Here is a 19,894-nt window from a genome sequence, read left to right as displayed (position 1 = left end):
AACGGTTCAGGCATGTTTGCCAACGCCGAGGATAGGTAATTCAATCCTTTGTTCGGTATGCAAATTCATCCAGGCAAAAACGGAGAGCCTGGTCCCAATCGGGTAAGGCCAGACCGAATTCCTCGAAGAGCCTTTTATTGGAAAGCACGGAATATTTCGGACGCCGTGCGGGAGTGGGGTATTCGGAGCTCGGGATTGGTTCGAGCCTGGCGGCGGATTCCGGCAACAATCCCTTTTCGAGGGAGTAGTCGCGTATATTGCAGGCGAAGCCGTGCCAACTCGTCTGTCCGTCGCAGCTCAGATGATAAATTCCTTGCCGATCGCCCGGCTCGAACCGTCCGTTCGCGGTGGACTTGGCAAGCATCAAGGCGGTGGCCTCGGCGATGAGACGGCTCCAGGTAGGAGCGCCGTACTGATCGTCCACGACGCGGACGAGTTCGCGTTCCCGCATCAGTCTCAGCATCGTGAGCAGAAAGTTCTGGCCGCGCCGTCCGTAAACCCAGGCAGTGCGCAGGATGAAGTGAGGCACGCCGACCTGGCGGATGGCCTCTTCGCCGGCCAGTTTGCTTCGGCCGTAGGCATTTTGCGGGCCCACCGGATCGTCCTCGCGATAGGGCGCATCGCCGTCGCCCGGGAAAACATAGTCGGTGGAATAATGGATCAGGCCGGCGCCGACGTTCAGCGCTTCCTCCGCCAGGATGCCCGGCGCCAAGGCATTGACCCGGAAGGCGAGATCGTTTTCCTGTTCCGCTTTGTCCACGGCGGTGTAGGCACCCGCATTGACGATCAAGCCGGGCCGGATTTGCCGCACCGACGCGCGGATGGAATCGGGAACGGTCAAGTCCAAAGCCGGAGTCGACCGGCGATCCAGTGCTATCGTTTCGCCCAGGCAGGCAAGACTCCGGCGTAGCTCCCACGCCACCTGTCCTTCACGTCCGATCAGGAGAATCTTCATGCTTGCCAGACGGGGAGCAGCTCGCGGGGAAAATCCTTCAAATTCCGGGCGGATTGGTCCTTCGCCGACAAAACGGGATTGTCGATCGGCCAAGTGATGCCCAGATCCGGATCGTCCCAGCGGAGGCTGTATTCCGCGCTCGGATTATAAAAATCGGTGCACTTGTAGGAAAAAAGCGCAGTCTCGCTCAGCACGCAGAACCCATGGGCGAAACCTTCCGGCACATAAAGCTGATGGTGGTTTTCTTCCGAAAGGAGCGCACCGAACCACTGGCCGAAAGTCGGCGAGCCGGTGCGGATGTCGACCGCCACGTCGAATACCTCGCCTTGCAAGGCCTGCACGAGCTTGCCCTGCGGGGTGGGATTCTGGAAGTGCAGACCGCGCAGAATGCCTTTGCGCGACAGCGATACATTGTCTTGAACGAATTCCCGGTCCAAACCGGCTTCCCGATAGCGCCGCCGATTCCAGGTTTCCAGAAAGAAGCCGCGGGCATCGCCGAAGACGTCGGGCTTGATCAGCAACACGCCCGGCAATGGAGTGGATTCTATATTCATGCGGGGCGGCCCAGTTCTAGAAGTCTGATCAGGTATTCTCCATAGCCGCTCTTGTTCAGCTTCATGGCGTGCTTTTCCAGATCGCCGCCGCTGATTCAGCCCTGGCTCCAGGCAATTTCCTCCGGGCAGCAGATTTTCAGGCCTTGGCGTTCTTCTATGGTTTGAATGAAATTGGAAGCTTGCAGCAGCGAGTCGTGCGTTCCGGTGTCGAGCCACGCCACGCCGCGGCCGAGTTTTTCGACCTGAAGCCGTCCTTGCTCCAGATACAGGTTGTTGATGTCGGTGATTTCGAGCTCGCCGCGGGCCGAGGGTTTCAGGTCGGCCGCCATGTCGACCACCTGGTTGTCGTAAAAGTAAAGACCGGTGATGGCGTAATTGGATTTGGGGCGCTTGGGTTTTTCCACGAGATTCACCACGCGGCCACTCTCATCGAACTCTGCGACGCCGTAGCGTTCGGGGTCCTTGACCCAATAACCGAAAACCGTGGCACCGGTTTCGCGGGCAACCGCTTTTTCCAGATAAGTCTGGAGGCCATGGCCGTAGAAAATGTTGTCGCCCAGGATCAGGCAGGAACGATCCTTGCCGACAAACTCCCGTCCGATGATGAAGGCTTGGGCGAGTCCTTCGGGTTTCGGCTGCACGGCATAACGGATAGACATGCCCCATTGCTCGCCGTCGCCCAATAGACTTTGGAATAAAGGCGCGTCCTGGGGAGTAGTGATGATCAGTATGTCCCGTATGCCCGCCAGCATTTGCACCGACAGGGGATAATAGATCATCGGTTTGTCGTAAACCGGCAGTAGCTGTTTGCTGACGACATAGGTCAACGGATGCAGGCGAGTGCCCGAGCCCCCAGCCAGAATAATCCCCTTCAAGTTATCGGACTTCAAAGATATTCCCCCCTTGCATGCTGTTTGTTGTCGCCGGCAGACCGCTGCACTCAGGACTTTTCGATTCCCAGGCGTTCTCCCCGGTAACTGCCGTCCATGACCCGCTGGCACCAGTTCTGGTTTTCCAGATACCACTCCACGGTCTTGCGGAGTCCGGTCTCGAAGGTTTCGGCCGGTTCCCATCCCAGCTCCCGGCGTATCTTGCCGGCATCGATCGCGTAGCGGAGATCGTGGCCGGGGCGGTCCGTAACGAAAGTGATCAGTTCGCGGTGCGGACGGTATTTGGAATTAGGCAACAATTCATCGAGCAAGCTGCAGATGGTCTCGACGACTTCCAGATTGGTTTTTTCGTTGTTGCCGCCGATATTGTAGACCTCGCCCGCTTTGCCATCCTCAAGGACTCGTTCGACGGCCCGGCAATGGTCCTCGACGTAAAGCCAGTCGCGCACGTTGGCACCGGTCCCGTAGACCGGCAGCGGCTTGCCGTTCATGGCATTGTGGATCATCAGCGGAATCAGCTTTTCCGGGAATTGGTACGGTCCGTAGTTGTTGGAGCAGTTGGTGGTTAGAGTCGGCATTCCATAAGTGTGGAAGTAGGCTCTGACCAGATGGTCCGACGAGGCCTTCGAAGCCGAGTAGGGCGAGTTTGGTCGGTAAGGGTTTTCCTCGGTGAAGAACCCCTCGGATCCCAGCGTTCCGTAGACCTCGTCGGTGGAGACGTGGAGGAAGCGAAACGCTTTGTGCGCCTTGGGAGAAAGCGACCGCCAATAACGGCGCGCCGCTTCCAGCAATTGGAATGTGCCGAGAATATTGGTCTGAATAAAAGGTTCCGGCGAGTCGATCGAGCGGTCCACGTGGCTTTCCGCGGCGAAATTGACGATGGCGTCCGGCTGATAGCGTTCCAGTAGATAATCCACCAGGCTGCGGTCGCCGATGGAGCCCAAGACAAAGACGTGGGCGGGGTTGTCCTTGATGCTTTCCAGCGTATCCAGATTGCCCGCGTAGGTCAGGGCATCCAGGTTGACGACTTGAAGATTCGCCCGGCGCATTTGGCGAAGCACGAAATTTCCCCCGATGAATCCGGCACCTCCGGTTACCAATATTGTTTTCGATTGTGTCATGCGGCTGGTCCACCCTTACGTTGCATCATTCCTCGTGAGGGATTGTATCCGATGATGGCGATGATCAGAAAAACAATCAGCGCCACGGATGTGTAGATACAAGCGTAAAGATTGAACTGACCGTAGAGCGCGAAACGGATGAGTTCCACGGCTTGGGAGAATGGGTTGTACGAGGCGAGAGTGTAGAGGAGTTCGCTGGATTCCTGGATTTTCCACAGCGGATAGAGCGCGGTGGACAGGAAGAACATCGGAAAAATCACGAAGTTCATGACGCCGGCGAAATTCTCAAGCTGCTTGACGAAAGAAGACAGCAGCAGGCCGAGCGCGCCCAGCATCAAACCGGAGAGGACCAGCGCCGGCAACACGCTCAGATAGCCTTCCAAGGGAGCTTGGATGTCGTAAAACCAGGCGATGAGGAGAAAGGTGTACGCCTGCAATACCGCGACCAGAACGCCGGCCAGGAGCTTGTCTATCAGCAAATACCAGCGGGGCAAGGGACACACCAAGAGGGTTTTCATGCTGCCCATCTCGCGGTCGTAAACCATGGAGAGAGAACTCTGCATGCCGTTGAACAGCAGAATCATCCCGAGCAGTCCCGGCGTGATGTAGACCTCGTACAGAATATACGTTTCATAGGGCGGAATGATCGCGACGCCCAAAGTCGAGCGGAAACCGGCAGCGAAGATGAACAGCCAGACCAGGGGGCGCACCAGGGCCGAGACGAAGCGTTCGCGCTGGTGCACGAAGCGCAGCAGTTCCCGCGCCATGATGCCGCGCAAGGCGCGGAGGTAGTGCATGAGCCTCATGCGGCCTCCCGCGTCAGCCTGTGGAACGCGTCGCCCACGGTTTCAGCGCCGGTGGTTTTCAATACCTCCGGGATAGAACCGTCGGCCCTAACGGCTCCCTTGTGCAATACGACCAGACGATCGTTTTCGTAGATCTCGTCGATCAGATGAGTGGCCCAGAGCACGGCGATGCCGCTATCGGAACACAGCCGATGCACGTAGTCGACGATGGCCTTACGGCTCGGAACATCCAGGCCGACCGTGGGTTCGTCCAAAAGCAGTAGCCGGGGCTCATGCAACAAGGCCCGCGCGATTTCGACCCTGCGCCGGTGGCCGCCGTTGAGCTGCCTAACCTTCTCTTTCCGCCGCTCGAACATACCTTGACGCTCCAGTTCTTCCCGGATGCGCGCGTCGGCGCGGCGGCGGCTCAGACCGTGCAGCGAAGCGTGATAGTGAAGGTTTTGCAGCACGGTCAGATCGAGATCCAGGGTCGTTTGCTGAAAAACGACGCCCAGTTGCGCCAGGGCTCGGCTGAATTCTTTCCTGACATCGTGTCCCGCAATAAGGATTCGTCCTTCGCGACTGTCGTACAGCCTTGTGATCAGGGAAAACAGCGTGGTCTTGCCGGCGCCGTTGGGGCCCAGCAAAATGGTGCATTCACCGGGCGCAACGGCAAAGCTCACGCGGTCAAGCGCCTTCTTTTTGCCGTAGGCATAGGAAAGTCCCGCCACGGTCAGGGCAGGTGTGGCATTAAGAGTCATGGTTCAAGGTTTAACGACGAGCCCCCATGGGTAATGGCCCACGGCGACGGACTTCAGAACCTTGTGCTGTTTGAGATCAATGATCGAAATGTCGTTGCTCACGCCGTTGGTGGTATAGAGCCGGGATTGATCCGGCGAAAATTCGAGGTTCCAAACCCGCTGACCGACCAGGAGATAGTCGACGACTTCCAGCTTTTGCGCGTCGATGACGGCGACCCGGTTCGCCGGCCCCAAGGCCACGTACCCGTAACGTCGATCCTTATCGATACGAATGCCGACCGGCTGGATTTTCTCCTGAGTGACGCCGGGAATCTTGAAGCCGATCTTTTTGACCGGCTGTTTGGTGTCGACATCGAATACGGTCAAGGTGCCGGCAATTTCCGAAGTGACCCAGAGCTGCCGGCTGTCGTCGGTGAATGCGCAGGCGCGTGGACGCGGATCGACCAGCGTGTTGTCCACGATGTCGAGACTACTGCGGTCGATCCAGTGGGCCATATTGGTGGTTTCGCTGGTGCTGACCACCCATTTCCCGTCCGGGCTGACCGCGATGCCTTCCGGTTCAACCCCGACCGGAACGGTTTTGACGGCCTTCTTGGAGGCGATCTCGATCACGGTCACCTGATTGTCGTCTTCGTTGGAGACGTACAGGAACCGGCCTTCGGGGTCCCTCGCGAAGGTTTCCGGATCTTCCCCCGAAGGCAGTTTGCCGACCACTTTCAAGCTTTCCGTATCGATGACCTGAATGGTGTTATCGTCGCTGGCCGCGACGTAGAGCTGGCGTTGATCCTTGCTCAGCACGATGCCCCGAGGGCGTTTCCCGATCTTGACGGTTTTTATGAGTTTCCCTTGCGCGGCATCGACCACGGCCAGAGCATTGTCTTTTTCCAAGGTGACGAAGACCGTTTCGCCGAAAGCGGAGCTAGAGGCCATTCCTCCCAGCAAAAGGGCCGACATCATCAGTTTTTTCATCGATTGTTTCCTCTGGTAAGACTGGGATTTATTGCGCGGCTTAGAAGCGGCACTTCGACTCGGGTTCATCGTAACCCAGGGTATCCAATTCGTTCTTGGGATGGAGAAAGCCTTCCACCGGAGCGACGGCTACCATCGACCGTTCGGAAGCGATCAGCACCGGTTGCCGCAATTGGCCGTTCCAGCGTCGGAACGACAAGGGCACGCCCTTGAATCCGGCCAGGGCGAATTCTTCTCCGAGCATAAAGGTTTTCACCTTGTCGAAATCGACCGATTTGGTGCGCGTGGCCGATTCACCGATGGCCCGAACCGCCAGCCAGGCACCGTAATCTTCCTCGGTCATCCAGCGGCCGGCTTGATCGCGGAAACGGTTCTGCAATTGCAGCGCGCCCCATGCCTCGTGCGTCCGGTGCCAAGCGGTCGCCACCAGCCCTTGAGTGCCGGCGACGGGGCGAGGCTGCCAGGTGCGATAAGGAAGAAAATCACCGAATAAACCCGATTCGTCGGCGACGATGAGAATGTCATATTCGACGCCCTGGGTGAAAACCGGTACCTCGGATTCCGGCGTGCGGCGTTCGTCGAAGCTGTGTTGCCAGGTCCTTTCCGCAACGATTTTCGCTCCGAAACGCTTGGCAGCGCGTTTAACCGCTTCGGCGTAAAGCTTGTCGCCGTCGTTGGGTCCGGCAGCCAGGAACCACTTGTTCCAGCGCTTCTTCGCCAGGTATTGCCCCAAGGCATCGGCGCGCATCGCTCGGCTGGGCAAAAGGTGGAGTACGTTGGGGCGGCAGGCTTCGCCGCGGAATTCATCGTCCCGGGTGGCGATATCGTATAGCAAAACATTTTTCGATTCGGGCAAAGCCGCCAGTTCGCGGATCTTTGTGGACTCCAGGTTGAGGAGGATGTGTCTATGGCCGTCTGCCAGCAGGGCTTTGAATGCCGCGGCAACATCGCCGTCCGGCGGCACGATGCTTTCACGCAAGCTGAAATTCTGGCGGGTGAAGCGGCCGGTGGTATTGTTGTCCTGAATGCCGAGACGTGCGCCCTGTACCCCTCGGTCGGTGACCGCCTGCTCGAAAAAAGGCAGGACCGGCGGGCCTTGAGGGGCCTGCGCGAGATAAGCGATGGGCAGTTGATCGAGCTTCGCTTCGGCGCTTGCCTTGGGTTGGGATTTCGGCGCCGGCGCCGTTTTCTTGGCTCCGTAGGCCGGCGTGAAGGCCGCCAGAAGGAAGCTGAGAAAAATAAGCGGTAGTGTTTTTGAAATTGAAAGCATGATTCCGCACCGTTCGACCGTGGGAATTATAACGAAACCGGCTGTGGCCCGGAAAAACGCCAGACCCGATGTCCGTGCGGTCCGGCGTCGGGGCTAATTCAAGTCCCTATGCCGAACAAGAATATCGTACGTATCCGAACGGAAGCGTTCTGCCAGCGCTTCCACCAGATAGACCGAACGATGCTGTCCGCCGGTGCATCCGATGGCAGCGGTCAGATAGCTGCGGTCTTCGTCCGCGAACCGGGGTATCCAGCGTTGCAATAGGGCGACGACGTCGTCCAGGTAGCTTTGAACCTCGGTAATGTTTGCGAGAAACTCGATCACTTCCGCGTCTTTACCGGTCTTGCTGCGCAGGCTGGGTTCCCAATGCGGGTTGGGTAGACAGCGCGCATCGAACACGAAGTCCGCGTCGAGCGGAATGCCGTTCTTGTAGCCGAAAGACAGGAAATACAAGGACATCGAATGCTCCTGCTTCGCTCCGAGACGGCCTCTTATCAGTTCACGCAACTGATGTATGTTGGTGTAAGTGGTGTCTACAAGGAGATGGGCGCGACTCGCGACCGGTTCCAGCAGCTTACGCTCCAGTTCGATCGCTTCGCTGAGCGGACGAGCCGAATCGGTTAACGGATGCTTGCGGCGGGTCTCGCTGAAACGCTTGAGTAGAGTGTCGGTCTCCGCCTGTAGAAAGAGAATCTGACACTCTATCCCGAACCTGTCGGCCAGTTCCAAAGTCAGGGGAAACTGGTCCAGACTCGCGCTCTGATTTCGGGCATCGATGCTGATCGCGGTTTTCCGGAACGCTCCCGGGTTGCTGATCACGGCTTGCCGTATAAAAGATTCGAACAGCGAGACCGGCAGGTTATCGATGCAGTAGTAACCGGAATCCTCTAGAGTTTCCAGCGCGATACTCTTGCCCGACCCGGATAAACCGCTGACGATGACGAGTTTCATGGCGACGTTTTGCTCACGCCTATATCAGCCGAAAAAACGAATGTGCTGTGGGGCGAGTGATCAGTGCTCTTGAACTTTTTCTTTATGTTTGACGACTTGTCGATCGAGCTTGTCGACCATGCCGTCGATGGCGGCATACAGATCCTCGCTTTCCTCCTGAGCGAACAAGCTGGCGCCGTTGACTTGCACCGTCGCTTCCGCTTTTTGAGCCAGTTTTTGCACTTCGAGCACCACGTGCACATTTACGATCTTGTCGAAATGACGTTCGATCCGCTGCATTTTTTCCATGACGTAATTTCTCAGGGCTTCGGTTACGTCGATGTGATGGCCGGTGATGCTGATTTGCATGATGATCTCCCTAGTTTTGGATGATTGTTATCAAAAAACACGTTTTCTTTCGTTGGACGGCGGAATAGCCATGGCTTCCCTATATTTGGCGATGGTGCGGCGCGCCACGTTGATGCCCCGTCCCTTCAGCATGGCTGCGATCGTGTGGTCGCTCAGAGGCTTCAGCGGATCTTCGCCTTCGATGATTTCTTTCAAATATGCTTTGATGGCGGTTGCCGAACATTCTCCGCCGGCATTCGTCGAGACATGACTGGAGAAGAAGTACTTGAATTCGAAGACGCCATTCGGCGTGTGGATATATTTCTGCGTTGTAACCCTGGAAATGGTGGATTCGTGCATTCCCACTTCTTCGGCGATGTCTCGCAAAACGAGCGGTTTCATGGCCGTCTCGCCGTATTCCAAAAAGTCTTTCTGGCGTTCGACGATGCAGCGAGCCACTTTCAGCAGGGTGTCGTTCCGGCTTTGCAGACTTTTGATGAACCAGCGCGCTTCCTGCAGATGGTTCTTCATGGTGACGTTGTCCGCGCTGTTGTCGGCGCGCTTGATCATGCCCGAATAAAACGGATTGACGCGCAGCTTGGGCGAAATTTCGGGGTTGAGAGCGACGATCCAATCGTTTCCCTGCTTGACCACGAACACATCGGGAATCACGTACTGAGATTCCGAGGCAGAGATCTTGCGGCCGGGTTTGGGTTCCAAAGTACGGATCAAAGCCACCACGTGGTTCAGATCCTCTTCGGACAGCTCCAGCGTGCGTCTGAGCTTGGCCAGATCTTTCTTGGCCAGGAGCTCCAGATGCCGGGTCACCAGCGTGAACGCCTCCTTTTTCCACGGAGTGTCATCGGGCAGCTGATTCAATTGGATCGCCAGGCAATTCGCGAGGTCCGGCGCGGCCACTCCGGGCGGATCGAAATTCTGAACCCGATGCAGAACGGCCGTCACTTCCTCGATCTCCAATCCGTTGATTTGATTGACGAGGCCCTGATGGATGTCTTCCACGCTGACCGTCAGATAGCCGTCGTCATCGATAGCGTCGATAATCGCCGTGGCGATGGCGTAGTCCTGTTCGCTGAACGTCGTCAGCTCCATCTGCCAGTGCAGGTAATCCTGCAAGGACTGGGCCGGCGCCCGCTGAAAAATGAAATCGTCGCTGTCCGAATCTGAGGCCGCGACGGAGTAGCTCTGAAAACTGTCGTACACCTCGTCCCATGAGGTATCGACCGGTAATTCCTGGGGGATATCGGTTTGGGCGTCGAGATTCGACAACTCCTTGAATTCCGGCTCGCTGGACGGGGCAGGGGTTTCTACCGAGTCATGAAACTCCCCGTGGCTGCCTTCGTCTTCCGCCACTTCGAGCATCATGTTTGAGTCCAGCGCCTGTTGTATTTCCTGCTGTAAATCCAGGCTTGACAACTGCAGCAGCTTGATAGCCTGTTGCAATTGGGGGGTCATGGTCAGCTGCTGACCCAACCGGAGTTGCAGAGTTTGCTTCATGAAGCTTTACGTCCAGAAATGCGCGTTGGCAGTGTGAGAGTGAAAAATCAGAACCATTCTAGTGCACAGGTACTAACCATGAAAGGGACTGTCTAAAGGGAAAAATGTTCGCCCAGATAAACTTGGCGTACTTCCTTGTTTTGTACTATGTCTTGCGCCGTGCCTTCTGCGATCACGACGCCTCCGCTGAGGATATAGGCGCGGTTGCATATTCCGAGCGTCTCGCGCACGTTATGTTCGGTAATGAGAATACCGATGCCGCGGTCTCTCAGGTGCTCGATGATCTTTTGGATGTCGATGATCGAGATCGGATCGACCCCCGCGAACGGTTCGTCCAACAGCATGAACTGCGGCTCGCAGGCCAGGGCCCGCGCGATTTCCACTCTTCGGCGCTCTCCGCCCGAGAGTCCCAGGGCGGGCTGGTTGCGCAGATGGCCGATACTGAATTCCTCGAGAAGCTCCTCGATCACCAGTTCTCGCTGTCCGTTGGTCAATCCTTTGCGCAATTCCAATACCGCCCGCAAATTGTCGGCTACGGTCAACTTCCGGAAGATCGAAGGCTCCTGCGGCAGATAGCCTACGCCGAGTTGCGCCCTGGCATGCATGGGGAGATTCGTGATGTTGTGTTCGTCGAGGTAGATTGTACCGCTATCCGGACGTATTACCCCCACGATCATGTAAAAACTGGTGGTTTTTCCGGCCCCGTTGGGCCCCAGCAAGCCTACGACTTCTCCGCTGTGGATTTGCAGCGAGACACCGTTGACGACATTGCGCTTGTTGTAGCGTTTGAGTAGATCGGTAGCAACTAGAATCGCCATCGCTTATTCGGATTTCTCTTTCGGCTGCATTTTTACATGTACGCGTTTGCTGCCGGTGGTGGGGCTGCCGGCCTTGAATAAACCGTTTTTGGTGTCGTACTCGATGATGTCGCTGGCGGTCGAATTCTGTCCCTGCCAGACCAATGCCTTGTCGTAGAGGATCAGTATTCCGGTATCCGGAAAATAATCGGCACGTTGCGAGGTCCCGTGAATGTCTTCCTTGCCGCCTTCCGGGGTTTGTTTCAGCCGGGTGGGATTTCCGGTAACGATAATTTTCTCGGTCTGGCCGCCTTTCTGATAAACGGTCATTTGGTCGCCTTGAACATCGAGGCTGCCTTGAGTGGCTTTCACATCACCGGTGTATACGGTTTGGCCGGTCTTTTCATCGTAAGTCGCCGTGTTGGCTTCGATATAAATCGGCTGCTTCGAGTCGCTGTCCAATGCGAACGTGTTCTCAGCGGCGAATAAAAACCATAAGGCGATCAGCAGGGTTGAAATAAAACCGACGATCCTTTCAGGGAACGCTTGCTGAATACGTATTGGAAGGGTCATTCCGGTGCTCCAATCGCAAACGGCCTGGCCGGGAGCGCCGGCCAGCCCCTTCCCGAAGACGCCGTTTGCGATTGGATAAAAACGGTAGGTCTCGCATCCGGGGCTGTCGCTCGGATCTACCGAGTTGCAGCCGCGGCTCTTAGGGGAATTCATGCTTTCTTCGTACATTGGAAAGAATCGTGACTTTTAAATCATCGCCGAAGTGAACTCGTGCGCCATTGCCGGTCAGTTCGTCCGGCGGACTCAGTACCTGTATGAACTCGTCGGTTTCGGCGTAGTTGTTGTCCGGTTGGACTCTGGCGTTCTGGGTGACGATTTTCAGCGTACGGCCGTTTTCGTCCCGCTCGCGCAGAATAAGGACGTTTCCGTTCAAAAATATGGTATCGCTTTCGCCCGGCATGAGGGCGTTATCGGAATGAATGACCCACGGCGGTCCGTCTTTTCCGTAGAGCGTCAGAACCGGCTGTACCAATTCGGTACGGTCTTGATCCACATAATGGGTAAGGTTTACGGCAAACAGCAGTTGCTTCGGTTTGCCGTTTTCGTCCATCAGCGTACGACTCAGGTTTTTTGAATAATAATCGATTGTTCCGTGGGTTCTCGGTCCGGCAGATTCTTCGGCCGGCATAAAAACGCCGGCAAGCCACCAGGTAAACAATGCCAGGGTGGCCAATCCCAGATAGGTTACCAGCGATCTCAGAGCAAAAATGCTCATCAGAAATGACTCTCGATAACGCCTTGCAAGGTGCCTTGGGCTTTCATAACGAGATCGCAGACTTCCCGTGCGGCGCCCGCTCCGCCGGGACTGGGCGTAACCCAGTGGGCATGCTGTCGAATGCTGAAGTGGGCGTCCGCTACCGCCACCGCCAGTCCGACTCGGCGCATGATCGGCAGATCCAGGAGATCGTCGCCGACATGGGCGATTTCATCGGGAGCCAGCGCCAGCTCATTGCGAAGATGCTCGAACGCGTCCAGTTTGTCTTGGTACCCCTGATAGACATGACGAATGCCGAGGCTCTCCATGCGCAGCGCCACCGACTGCGAACGCCGACCGGAAATCACTGCCGTCGCTACGCCCGTCCCCTGAAGCAACTTGATGCCATGGCCGTCGCGGGCATGAAAGCTTTTGTATTCCTGGCCTTGCTGGTCGAAAAAAAGCCGGCCGTCGGTCAGAACGCCGTCCACATCGAAAATGACCAGGCGGATGCCGGCCGCGCGAGCCAGCACGTCTTGAGGCGCATGCTCGGGCATCAAACCACCCCGGCTCTCAGCAAATCGTGCATATTGAGTGCGCCGATCAGCCTGTTCTCCTCGTCGACGACCAAGAGAGCGCTGATCCGCTTTTCCTCCATGATGCGTACCGATTCCGCGGCTAACAGTTCGGCCGAAACTTTGGTGCAATATTGTGTCATGGCTTCATTGATCGGCGTGGTGTGAATATCGCCGGCCTTTTCGAACAATCGCCGGAGGTCGCCGTCGGTAAAAATTCCGAGCACTCGATAGTCGCTATCGACGATAGCGGTCATTCCGAGCTTTTTCGCCGTCATTTCCAGAACCGCGTCGCGTACCAGGGCCGTTTCCGGCACCGCCGGAATTTCCGGGCCGGTGTGCATGACGTCCTGCACCCGGGTTAACAGTCGCCGTCCGAGACTCCCTCCCGGATGCGCGAATGCAAAATCCTCCCGGGTGAATCCTCGCGCTTCCAACAATGCGACGGCCAAAGCATCTCCCATCGCCAGCGTCGCGGTCGTGCTCGATGTGGGGGCCAGACCGAGCGGGCAGGCTTCTTCCTTTACGGATGTGTCGATATGCACCAGCGATTGCCTGGCCAGCGTGGATTTGGGGTTGCCCGTCATGCCGATCAAAGGAACGTCGAGTCGTTTGATCAGGTGCAAGATGGCCAAAATCTCGGGGGTTTCCCCCGAATTCGACAAGGCCAGAACGACATCGTGCGCCGTGATCATGCCGAAATCGCCATGGCTGGCTTCTCCGGGGTGCACGAAGAAGGCAGGCGTACCGGTACTCGCCAAAGTGGCGGCGATCTTGCCGCCGATGTGGCCGGATTTTCCCATTCCGGTCACCGCGATCCGGCCCTTGCAGGCCAGTATGAGTTTGCAGGCCGCCGCGAAATGACCGTCGATGCGCCCCATCAAGGCGGCTACCGCCTCGGCCTCGGTCCGTACGACCTTGAGTCCGGCCCGGCACAGGCTGTCTTCATCGTAGGTCGTGGCGAGTGTGGTGCGCTGTAAGCTCGACGTCATGCGTGTGAACTGCTCAAAATGAAGCAATTATGCCATGAATATTGCATACCGATTTCGGGTTTTCCAAGAGCCTGGATATTCGCGATGGGAATGGAGGCATTTGGTGCCGCAAAAGCGGTCACTCCCGGGTGACAAACGCGAGCTTGGTAATGCCTGCCTTGTGAGCGACGGCCATGGCTTCCGCGACCCGACCGTAGGGAACGGCGGTGTCGGCCTGGAACTGCACGATCAGTTCCGGATCGGCCTGTTGCAGATCGCGCAGAAGCTGCTCCATGGCTTCCAGCGGTTGCGGCTGATCGTTCAAGGTGATCTGACCCTGGGCGTCGATGGCGATGGTGGCGAGGTGCTTGTCGGGGGCGGGGTCGGTTTTTTCGGTCTTCGGCAAATCGACTTTCACCGCCTGGGTCAGCAGCGGTGCGGTGACGATGAACACGACCAGCAATACCAGCATGACGTCGACCAGCGGCGTCACGTTGATTTCGCTCATGGCCTCCCGATCGGAAGACGAATCGGTTTTGAATCCCATGGTTACTCGCTCCCGTCGGCTTTAAGGCCTGTCTTCACGGCGAGATTAAGGAAGTCGGTGGCAAAATATTCGAGGTCCGCTTCGCATAGCTTGATGCGTCTCAAAAAGAAATTGTAAGCCAATACCGCCGGAATGGCCGCTGCGATGCCGATTGCCGTGGCGACCAGTGCTTCGCCGATCGGGCCGGCGACCACATCCAGGCTGGCCGATTTGGCCTCGCCGATGTCCTGCAAAGCGTGCATGATGCCCCATACCGTGCCGAACAGCCCGACGAAGGGCGACGTGCTGCCGATGCTGGCCAACATGGACAGCCCTTGTTCCAGATCCTTGCGTTCTCGGCTGATCTGTTGGCGCAGGGACCGTTCCAGAATCGACTCGATGTCGCCGCTCCACTCGAGCATGCGCGAGGTTTTGCTGCGCATGTCCTTGAGAACGCCGAATCCTGCTCCTGCGATGCGGCCCAAGGCACTCGCCGAATGTTCCAGACCCGAGGCAGTGGCGAGATCCGGCGCCGCCCAGAAGTCTTTGCTGTAGCCGCGATTTCGCTGGCCGATATTCCAGAGCGTCCAGCTCTTGAAAAAGATGATGCTCCAAGTAATGACGGAAAATCCGATCAGCACCCCTAAGGTGATCTGAACGATATCGGTAGAAGAGATCTGAATCATGCGATAGCCTTTTTCATCGTTTTAGTTTGTATTCAATCGGGACGATAACCCAACTGACCACGGCCCGGTCGCCCCTGCGCGCGGGGATAAAGCGCCAGTTCTTGACCTGATCCACGGTCGCGTCGTCCAGAATCTCGTGGCCGCTGCTGCCTTCGATTTTGATCTCGCCCGCCGAGCCGTTCGGCATGACTTGAACGCGCAAGGTGACCTTGCCTTCCCAGCGTCTTTCCAACGCGACACGTGGGTAACGCGTCGGCGGATTGTTCAGGCCCGGCGCCTTGTAAGAGGCTTCGACGAATGGCGCAGGGGCTGGTGCGGCCGGCTTGCCCTGGGTCGACGCGGTCGGGACAGTGGCCGGCGCGCTGGGCGTCGGAGTTTCAGAGGGCTCGGGTGCCGGTGTCGGCCGAGCCACCGGTTTAGGCTTGGGCTTGGGTTTAGGTTTGTCCGGTTTTTTCGGTGCGGGTTTTTCCGGTTTGGGCTCGGGTTTGGGCGGCGGCTGTTGTACCTGCGGTTGGGGCGGCTCGGGACTGGCTTCGGGCTGTGCCGCGACAAGCGAGACTTCCAGCAGTTGCGGTGGAGTTTCCGCCGGTTCCCGGTCTACCGGGGCGGCGAGCCAGGCGGCCCAAACCGCGGCATGCAGTGCCGCTGCGGCAGCGATCGAGAAAGCGGTCTCCAGCCACGAGCGACATCCTTGCTTGGTGTCGGCGGACATCGAAGTCATATACAGATGTGCGAGTGATGGTTCGGTAGAAATTGGAGGGTACAACTCAAATTGAGAATAATAACGAGAATTTTTACTGTGTAAGCATTTTACATACGGATTTTAATCCCAAACGTCTAAATACCGGTGCTATGACCATCTATTCTTAGCAAATATCGGTCCATATCAAGTTGAGTGGAGCGCTGCTCGCCAAATCTAGGCTGTCGGTACAAATGAGCTCATCGCGCATGCCCGATTGTGTGATATGACGCAATCCGGATATCCCATCTTGGGTTTCACGGAGACTCCGTTCCTGGACAGCATCGCGTTGTGGCGGCGTATTTTATAGATCGTTGAAAATAAATGCTAAATGAAAATTGCTCATGTTCGTTTCCGGTGGGGAAGAGCGATTTGGCGGAAAGCGATATCGGTATTTGACACATCGAGGTGTGGCATATCACGCAGTTCTTGCCTGTCGGCAGCGTGCATGGCCGCTGTGGACCGGATGGTTGCTGACGAAAAGGAGTGGCACGAATTTTCCTATTAAAAGGCTCGGTCTTAATAAAAGAAAAAATAAATATGAAGATGCAGGAGGATGTATTGATATCGCCATTTCGTGTTGGGATGGCGGTTTTCAGTCTGAATTTATTGTTTTCCGGATTCGCTGTCGCCGATCATACCGAAGAACATCGTTTGCAGACGATCGAAGTGACGGCCCCCGAAGAAACCGGGGAATCGCTGACAACGCCCAGCGCGGAAACGGCCAAGTACAAGCTTTCCCAGGTTCCGGGCGCAACCACCTTCATCCATTCCGAAGAGTACCGCAGCCGCCCGACGCCGGGTGGCGTGGCCGATGTCCTGAGTTATTCGCCGGGTGTTTTTTCTCAAAGCCGATACGGCAATTCCGAAACCCGTATTCTGGTGCGCGGCGCCGGAACTTCGCTGACTTTCGGTTCGGCGGGGCTGCGCTATCTGCGCGACGGCCTGCCGCTCACCGGAACCGACGGCTTTACCAATCCGGAGCTTCTGGAGCCGATGAACGCGCTTTACACCGAGGTTTATCGCGGCTCCAACGCCCTGCAATACGGTTCGGCCTTCTTGGGCGGCGCGGTGAACTTCGTCTCGCGCAACGGCCGCAATACGCCGGGCATTCATACGACCTTCGTCACCGGTTCGCACGATTACTACCGTCCCCAACTGATGGTCGGCGGCGTGCTGAACGAGGATCTGGATTATTTCGTTTCTTATACCGGGACCTACAACAATAGTTTCCGGGACCATAGCGAAGAGGATATTTCCAGGGGCTACGCCAATTTCGGTTACCGCTGGAACGAGGATCAGGAAACCCGCGTGCATCTGTTCGCCAGCAAGAACCAGCTGCAGCTGCCGGGGTCTCTTTCGTTCGAGCAGTATTATGATGACCCTTACCAAGCCCAGAATGGTCTATCGCCGGGATCGTTCTTCAATAAATTCGAAACCCTCGACGTTCAACGTAACCTCGAGACGCTGCGCGGCGATGTCCGGCATACCATCAAGTTCACGCCAGATGACGTGCTGACGGTGGGGGCTTGGTACGAAAATCGTCGGCTGTGGCACCCCTTATCGCCTTTTAATTCTTTCAACCGAAACTCGCCTTGCCGGGGAACGCCGGATTCGGAGGGCATCGTGACGATCAATAATCCCGCGTGCGGCGGTCTTCTGATCGACTACGGCAATTTGGCGGGCTCGTTCAACCGCAACCGGCAGCAGGACGCCGGCCTCAGTTGGCGTTTCACTCACGACGGATCGCTGTTCGGTTCGCGTAACAGCTTCGTGCTGGGCGGCTTCTTCGGCTGGGGCAAGTCCTACGGCACGGTGGACAACACCCTGCCGGGCGCGGAGATCGGCACCAAGCTGAATAACGCCAAGAGCGAGGCCTTCAACATCGAAATCTTCGGGGAAGATCGTTTCGCATTGACCTCCAGCCTGGATCTCGTGGTGGGCGGTCAATTCATTCATGCCAAGCGGCGCAGCCTGACCGATTTCTTCGTGCCCACGTCACAGATCGGCAACGCCTTCGAGACGGATGCGTCTCGCTGGTACACCGCCTTCAGTCCCAAGGTCGGGCTGCTTTGGCAGGCGACCGAGAAGCAACAGTTCTTCGCCAATTTCAGCCGCAGTTACGAGCCGCCGACCAATACCCAATTGGCGTTCCGGGATCCGCGGTTGAATCAGACAAGCAGCGAATCTGCTCTTGATGCGCAGGAGGGGACGACGATCGAAGTGGGGACCCGCGGCGAGGCAGGCGTCTTCAATTGGGACCTCGCCGTCTACCACTCTTGGATCAACAACGAGATTCTCTCCACGCTGCTGCCCGGTCAGACTCAGACGAGCACCAATAATGCCGACAAGACCACACATACGGGCGTCGAAGTCGGTACGGGCGCTCTCATTCCTTTGGATTTGATGGGGGATGATCTGCTGCGCGTGCGATTGACCTATACCTACCAGCGATTCCTGTACGACAACGATTCCGCCTACGGCGACAATTACATTCCGGGGGCGCCCAATCATTTCGGCGGCGCGGAAGCCGTGTACGAACATCCCTCCGGTTTCTACATCGGCCCGAATATCCGCATGACCAGCAATTATTACGTGGACTACGCCAACACCCTCAAGGCGCCTGCTTATACCTTGTTTGGCGCCCGTGCCGGCTATAAGAATACGTTCAATAAACTCGGCTATCACGTGTTTGTCGAAGGACGTAACCTCACGGACGAAAAATGGGTCGCCAGCACGAGCGTGGCTGATAGGGCAACTCGGAGCGGGACCGCTATCCTGAATCCCGGTTTCGACCGCACGATCTTCGGGGGCATCTCGATAGATTACTGATTGCTTGGCAACCAGCGGCGGAGGAGGCCCTGCTTCTCGCCCGCCGTTTTTCCACCCGAGGTCCCTCCAGGGCGCCTAGCCCGACAGGGATTTCTCGGTTATTTTCCGTTTGAGGTTGTGTTAACCCGGAAAAGGTGAAGATTGATGAATGTGTTTTGCAGATTGGTCGGCTTGCCGGCGTTGGCCCTGGTCAGCCAATTCGTCTGGGCCGGGCACGGGAGCGCCCCGTCCTCCTCTCAACCCGCTTATTGCAAGGATTCGGCGGCCGCTCCGACACCAAAATGCGCGCGGACGCCCAGCGTGGTATTCGATGCCGACGGTCGGTTATGGCTTTCATGGGTCCAGCAAGGGCGAATCTATGTTCAGTCCTCGAAGGATGGCGGCAAGACCTTGAGCAAGCCGGTGGCGGTCAATCGCGAGCCGGAAAACGTTTTGGCTCACGGCGAGAGCCGACCTAAAATCGCGATCGGCCCAAAAGGCGAGATTTATCTCACCTGGACGCAAGGTTTGGAAAAACGTTTCAGCAGCTATATCCGCTTCGCCCGCTCCGTGGATGGCGGCAAGACGTTCTCCAAGCCGGTCACGGTTAACGACAACCTGGACATCATCGGCCATTCTTTCGACAGTCTGGCGATCAGCCGCGACGGCAAGATCTTCATTGCCTGGCTGGACGCGAGGGATGTCGAAGCCGCGAAGGCCAAGAACCAGCCGTATAACGGTTCTTCTCTCTATTACACCTGGTCCGACGACGGCGGCAAGAGCTTTAAGCCGAATGTCAAGGCGGCCGATTACACCTGTCAGTGCTGCCGGCTGCAGGCCGCCATCGACATCGACGGCTTGCCGCTCATCGTCTGGCGCAACGTCTATCCCGAGAATATCCGCGACCATGCGCTGCTCAAATTCGCCGATTGGGACAAGCCGGGCCGGCCGGTTCGGGTGACGCATGAAAACTGGCACATAGAAGGTTGTCCCCACCACGGGCCAGGGCTGTCGATCGCCAGGGATGGACGCTATCACTTGACCTGGTATAGCGCCGCGCCCGACGCGACGGGTTTGTTTTATGCCTATTCCGACGATGTCGGCTCGCACTTTACCCAACCGATCAAGTTCGGGAATCCGGCGGCCATGCCGGCCCATCCGCACGTCTTGAGCGTGGGGCGGCGGGTGGATTTGGTTTGGCTGGAGTTCGACGGCAAGAACAATCAGCTCAAGACCATGCGCTCGACCGACGGCGGAGCGAATTGGACCGAACCGCGCGTTCTGGCCGAAACCGAAAGCGGGGCTGACAACCCCTTCCTGCACGCCAACGGCGACCGGGTTTATGTTTCCTGGGCTACGGAAAAGGACGGGCTCAAGGTGATTGCGCTCGATGGGGCCGGCCGCTAGAACATTTTCATACCTGC

General features: G+C 57.2%; 20 protein-coding genes and 1 pseudogene. 2 read left to right on the top strand and 19 right to left on the bottom strand.

The annotated features are described in order from the left end of the window. Positions 1–40 precede the first annotated feature (40 nt). The 19 genes and pseudogenes from rfbD to ACWJJK_RS16485 all read right to left on the bottom strand — a co-directional run bounded on the left by rfbD (position 41) and on the right by ACWJJK_RS16485 (position 15,641). Positions 41–955, bottom strand: coding sequence for a dTDP-4-dehydrorhamnose reductase (gene rfbD, locus ACWJJK_RS16575; RefSeq protein WP_156879542.1), 915 nt, complete (start codon positions 953–955; stop codon positions 41–43). After that, a complete protein-coding gene (gene rfbC / locus ACWJJK_RS16570) occupies positions 952–1,509 on the bottom strand; it encodes a dTDP-4-dehydrorhamnose 3,5-epimerase (RefSeq protein ID WP_156879543.1) in 558 nt (185 codons plus the stop codon). The genes rfbD and rfbC overlap by 4 nt, the downstream gene beginning before the upstream one ends. Further along, positions 1,506–2,384, bottom strand: a pseudogene (gene rfbA / locus ACWJJK_RS16565) (glucose-1-phosphate thymidylyltransferase RfbA). Before rfbA ends, rfbC begins: the two are co-directional and overlap by 4 nt. Before the next feature lie 65 nt (positions 2,385–2,449). Then, entirely contained in the window at positions 2,450–3,520 is a 1,071-nt protein-coding gene (gene rfbB, locus ACWJJK_RS16560; RefSeq protein WP_086135240.1) for a dTDP-glucose 4,6-dehydratase, read from the bottom strand. After that, on the bottom strand, positions 3,517–4,326 hold the full coding sequence (locus ACWJJK_RS16555) for an ABC transporter permease (protein ID WP_077728074.1): 810 nt from the start codon (positions 4,324–4,326) through the stop codon (positions 3,517–3,519). The genes rfbB and ACWJJK_RS16555 overlap by 4 nt, the downstream gene beginning before the upstream one ends. After that, the gene (locus tag ACWJJK_RS16550; protein WP_077728075.1) at positions 4,323–5,066 is read right to left on the bottom strand and encodes an ABC transporter ATP-binding protein; all 744 of its coding nucleotides are present in this window, start codon (positions 5,064–5,066) and stop codon (positions 4,323–4,325) included. The genes ACWJJK_RS16555 and ACWJJK_RS16550 overlap by 4 nt, the downstream gene beginning before the upstream one ends. Positions 5,067–5,069: 3 nt before the next feature. After that, positions 5,070–6,035 carry a PQQ-dependent catabolism-associated beta-propeller protein gene (locus ACWJJK_RS16545; RefSeq protein WP_077728076.1) on the bottom strand — a complete coding sequence of 322 codons (966 nt, stop codon included), beginning with the start codon at positions 6,033–6,035 and terminating at the stop codon, positions 5,070–5,072. A gap of 40 nt (positions 6,036–6,075) precedes the next feature. After that, entirely contained in the window at positions 6,076–7,305 is a 1,230-nt protein-coding gene (locus tag ACWJJK_RS16540) for an ABC transporter substrate-binding protein (RefSeq protein ID WP_454128293.1), read from the bottom strand. A gap of 93 nt (positions 7,306–7,398) precedes the next feature. Beyond that, positions 7,399–8,256 carry an RNase adapter RapZ gene (gene rapZ / locus ACWJJK_RS16535; RefSeq protein ID WP_077728078.1) on the bottom strand — a complete coding sequence of 286 codons (858 nt, stop codon included), beginning with the start codon at positions 8,254–8,256 and terminating at the stop codon, positions 7,399–7,401. 60 nt (positions 8,257–8,316) lie between these two features. Continuing rightward, positions 8,317–8,604 carry a ribosome hibernation-promoting factor, HPF/YfiA family gene (gene hpf / locus ACWJJK_RS16530; protein ID WP_077728079.1) on the bottom strand — a complete coding sequence of 96 codons (288 nt, stop codon included), beginning with the start codon at positions 8,602–8,604 and terminating at the stop codon, positions 8,317–8,319. A gap of 30 nt (positions 8,605–8,634) precedes the next feature. After that, the gene (locus tag ACWJJK_RS16525) at positions 8,635–10,098 is read right to left on the bottom strand and encodes an RNA polymerase factor sigma-54 (protein WP_077728080.1); all 1,464 of its coding nucleotides are present in this window, start codon (positions 10,096–10,098) and stop codon (positions 8,635–8,637) included. A gap of 92 nt (positions 10,099–10,190) precedes the next feature. Further along, entirely contained in the window at positions 10,191–10,916 is a 726-nt protein-coding gene (gene lptB, locus ACWJJK_RS16520; RefSeq protein ID WP_077728081.1) for an LPS export ABC transporter ATP-binding protein, read from the bottom strand. A 3-nt stretch (positions 10,917–10,919) separates the two neighbouring features. After that, positions 10,920–11,621 carry a lipopolysaccharide transport periplasmic protein LptA gene (gene lptA / locus ACWJJK_RS16515; protein ID WP_240502362.1) on the bottom strand — a complete coding sequence of 234 codons (702 nt, stop codon included), beginning with the start codon at positions 11,619–11,621 and terminating at the stop codon, positions 10,920–10,922. Next, positions 11,608–12,183 carry an LPS export ABC transporter periplasmic protein LptC gene (gene lptC, locus ACWJJK_RS16510; protein ID WP_077728082.1) on the bottom strand — a complete coding sequence of 192 codons (576 nt, stop codon included), beginning with the start codon at positions 12,181–12,183 and terminating at the stop codon, positions 11,608–11,610. The genes lptA and lptC overlap by 14 nt, the downstream gene beginning before the upstream one ends. After that, complete coding sequence (kdsC, locus tag ACWJJK_RS16505) at positions 12,183–12,719, bottom strand: 3-deoxy-manno-octulosonate-8-phosphatase KdsC (protein WP_077728083.1); 537 nt, start codon at positions 12,717–12,719, stop codon at positions 12,183–12,185. Before kdsC ends, lptC begins: the two co-directional genes overlap by 1 nt. Further along, positions 12,719–13,729: a KpsF/GutQ family sugar-phosphate isomerase gene (locus tag ACWJJK_RS16500; RefSeq protein WP_077728132.1), complete on the bottom strand. Its 1,011-nt coding sequence runs from the start codon at positions 13,727–13,729 to the stop codon at positions 12,719–12,721. The genes kdsC and ACWJJK_RS16500 overlap by 1 nt, the downstream gene beginning before the upstream one ends. 118 nt (positions 13,730–13,847) lie before the next feature. Then, the gene (locus ACWJJK_RS16495; RefSeq protein WP_077728084.1) at positions 13,848–14,255 is read right to left on the bottom strand and encodes an ExbD/TolR family protein; all 408 of its coding nucleotides are present in this window, start codon (positions 14,253–14,255) and stop codon (positions 13,848–13,850) included. Between the two features lie 2 nt (positions 14,256–14,257). Further along, a complete protein-coding gene (locus ACWJJK_RS16490; protein ID WP_077728085.1) occupies positions 14,258–14,920 on the bottom strand; it encodes a MotA/TolQ/ExbB proton channel family protein in 663 nt (220 codons plus the stop codon). Between the two features lie 13 nt (positions 14,921–14,933). After that, the gene (locus ACWJJK_RS16485; protein WP_077728086.1) at positions 14,934–15,641 is read right to left on the bottom strand and encodes an energy transducer TonB; all 708 of its coding nucleotides are present in this window, start codon (positions 15,639–15,641) and stop codon (positions 14,934–14,936) included. A 558-nt stretch (positions 15,642–16,199) separates the two neighbouring features. Here ACWJJK_RS16485 and ACWJJK_RS16480 point away from each other — a divergent pair. Beyond that, the gene (locus tag ACWJJK_RS16480; RefSeq protein WP_077728087.1) at positions 16,200–18,491 is read left to right on the top strand and encodes a TonB-dependent receptor family protein; all 2,292 of its coding nucleotides are present in this window, start codon (positions 16,200–16,202) and stop codon (positions 18,489–18,491) included. Positions 18,492–18,635: 144 nt separating this feature from the next. Further along, positions 18,636–19,877 (top strand): sialidase family protein, encoded by a 1,242-nt coding sequence (locus ACWJJK_RS16475; RefSeq protein WP_077728088.1) that lies wholly within the window; start codon positions 18,636–18,638, stop codon positions 19,875–19,877. Positions 19,878–19,894: the final 17 nt, after the last annotated feature.

It is taken from the genome of Methylocaldum gracile (genome assembly GCF_053646815.1).
The sequence above is the reverse complement of the archived record's forward strand: the minus strand, read 5'-3'. Positions and strand labels throughout refer to the sequence as shown.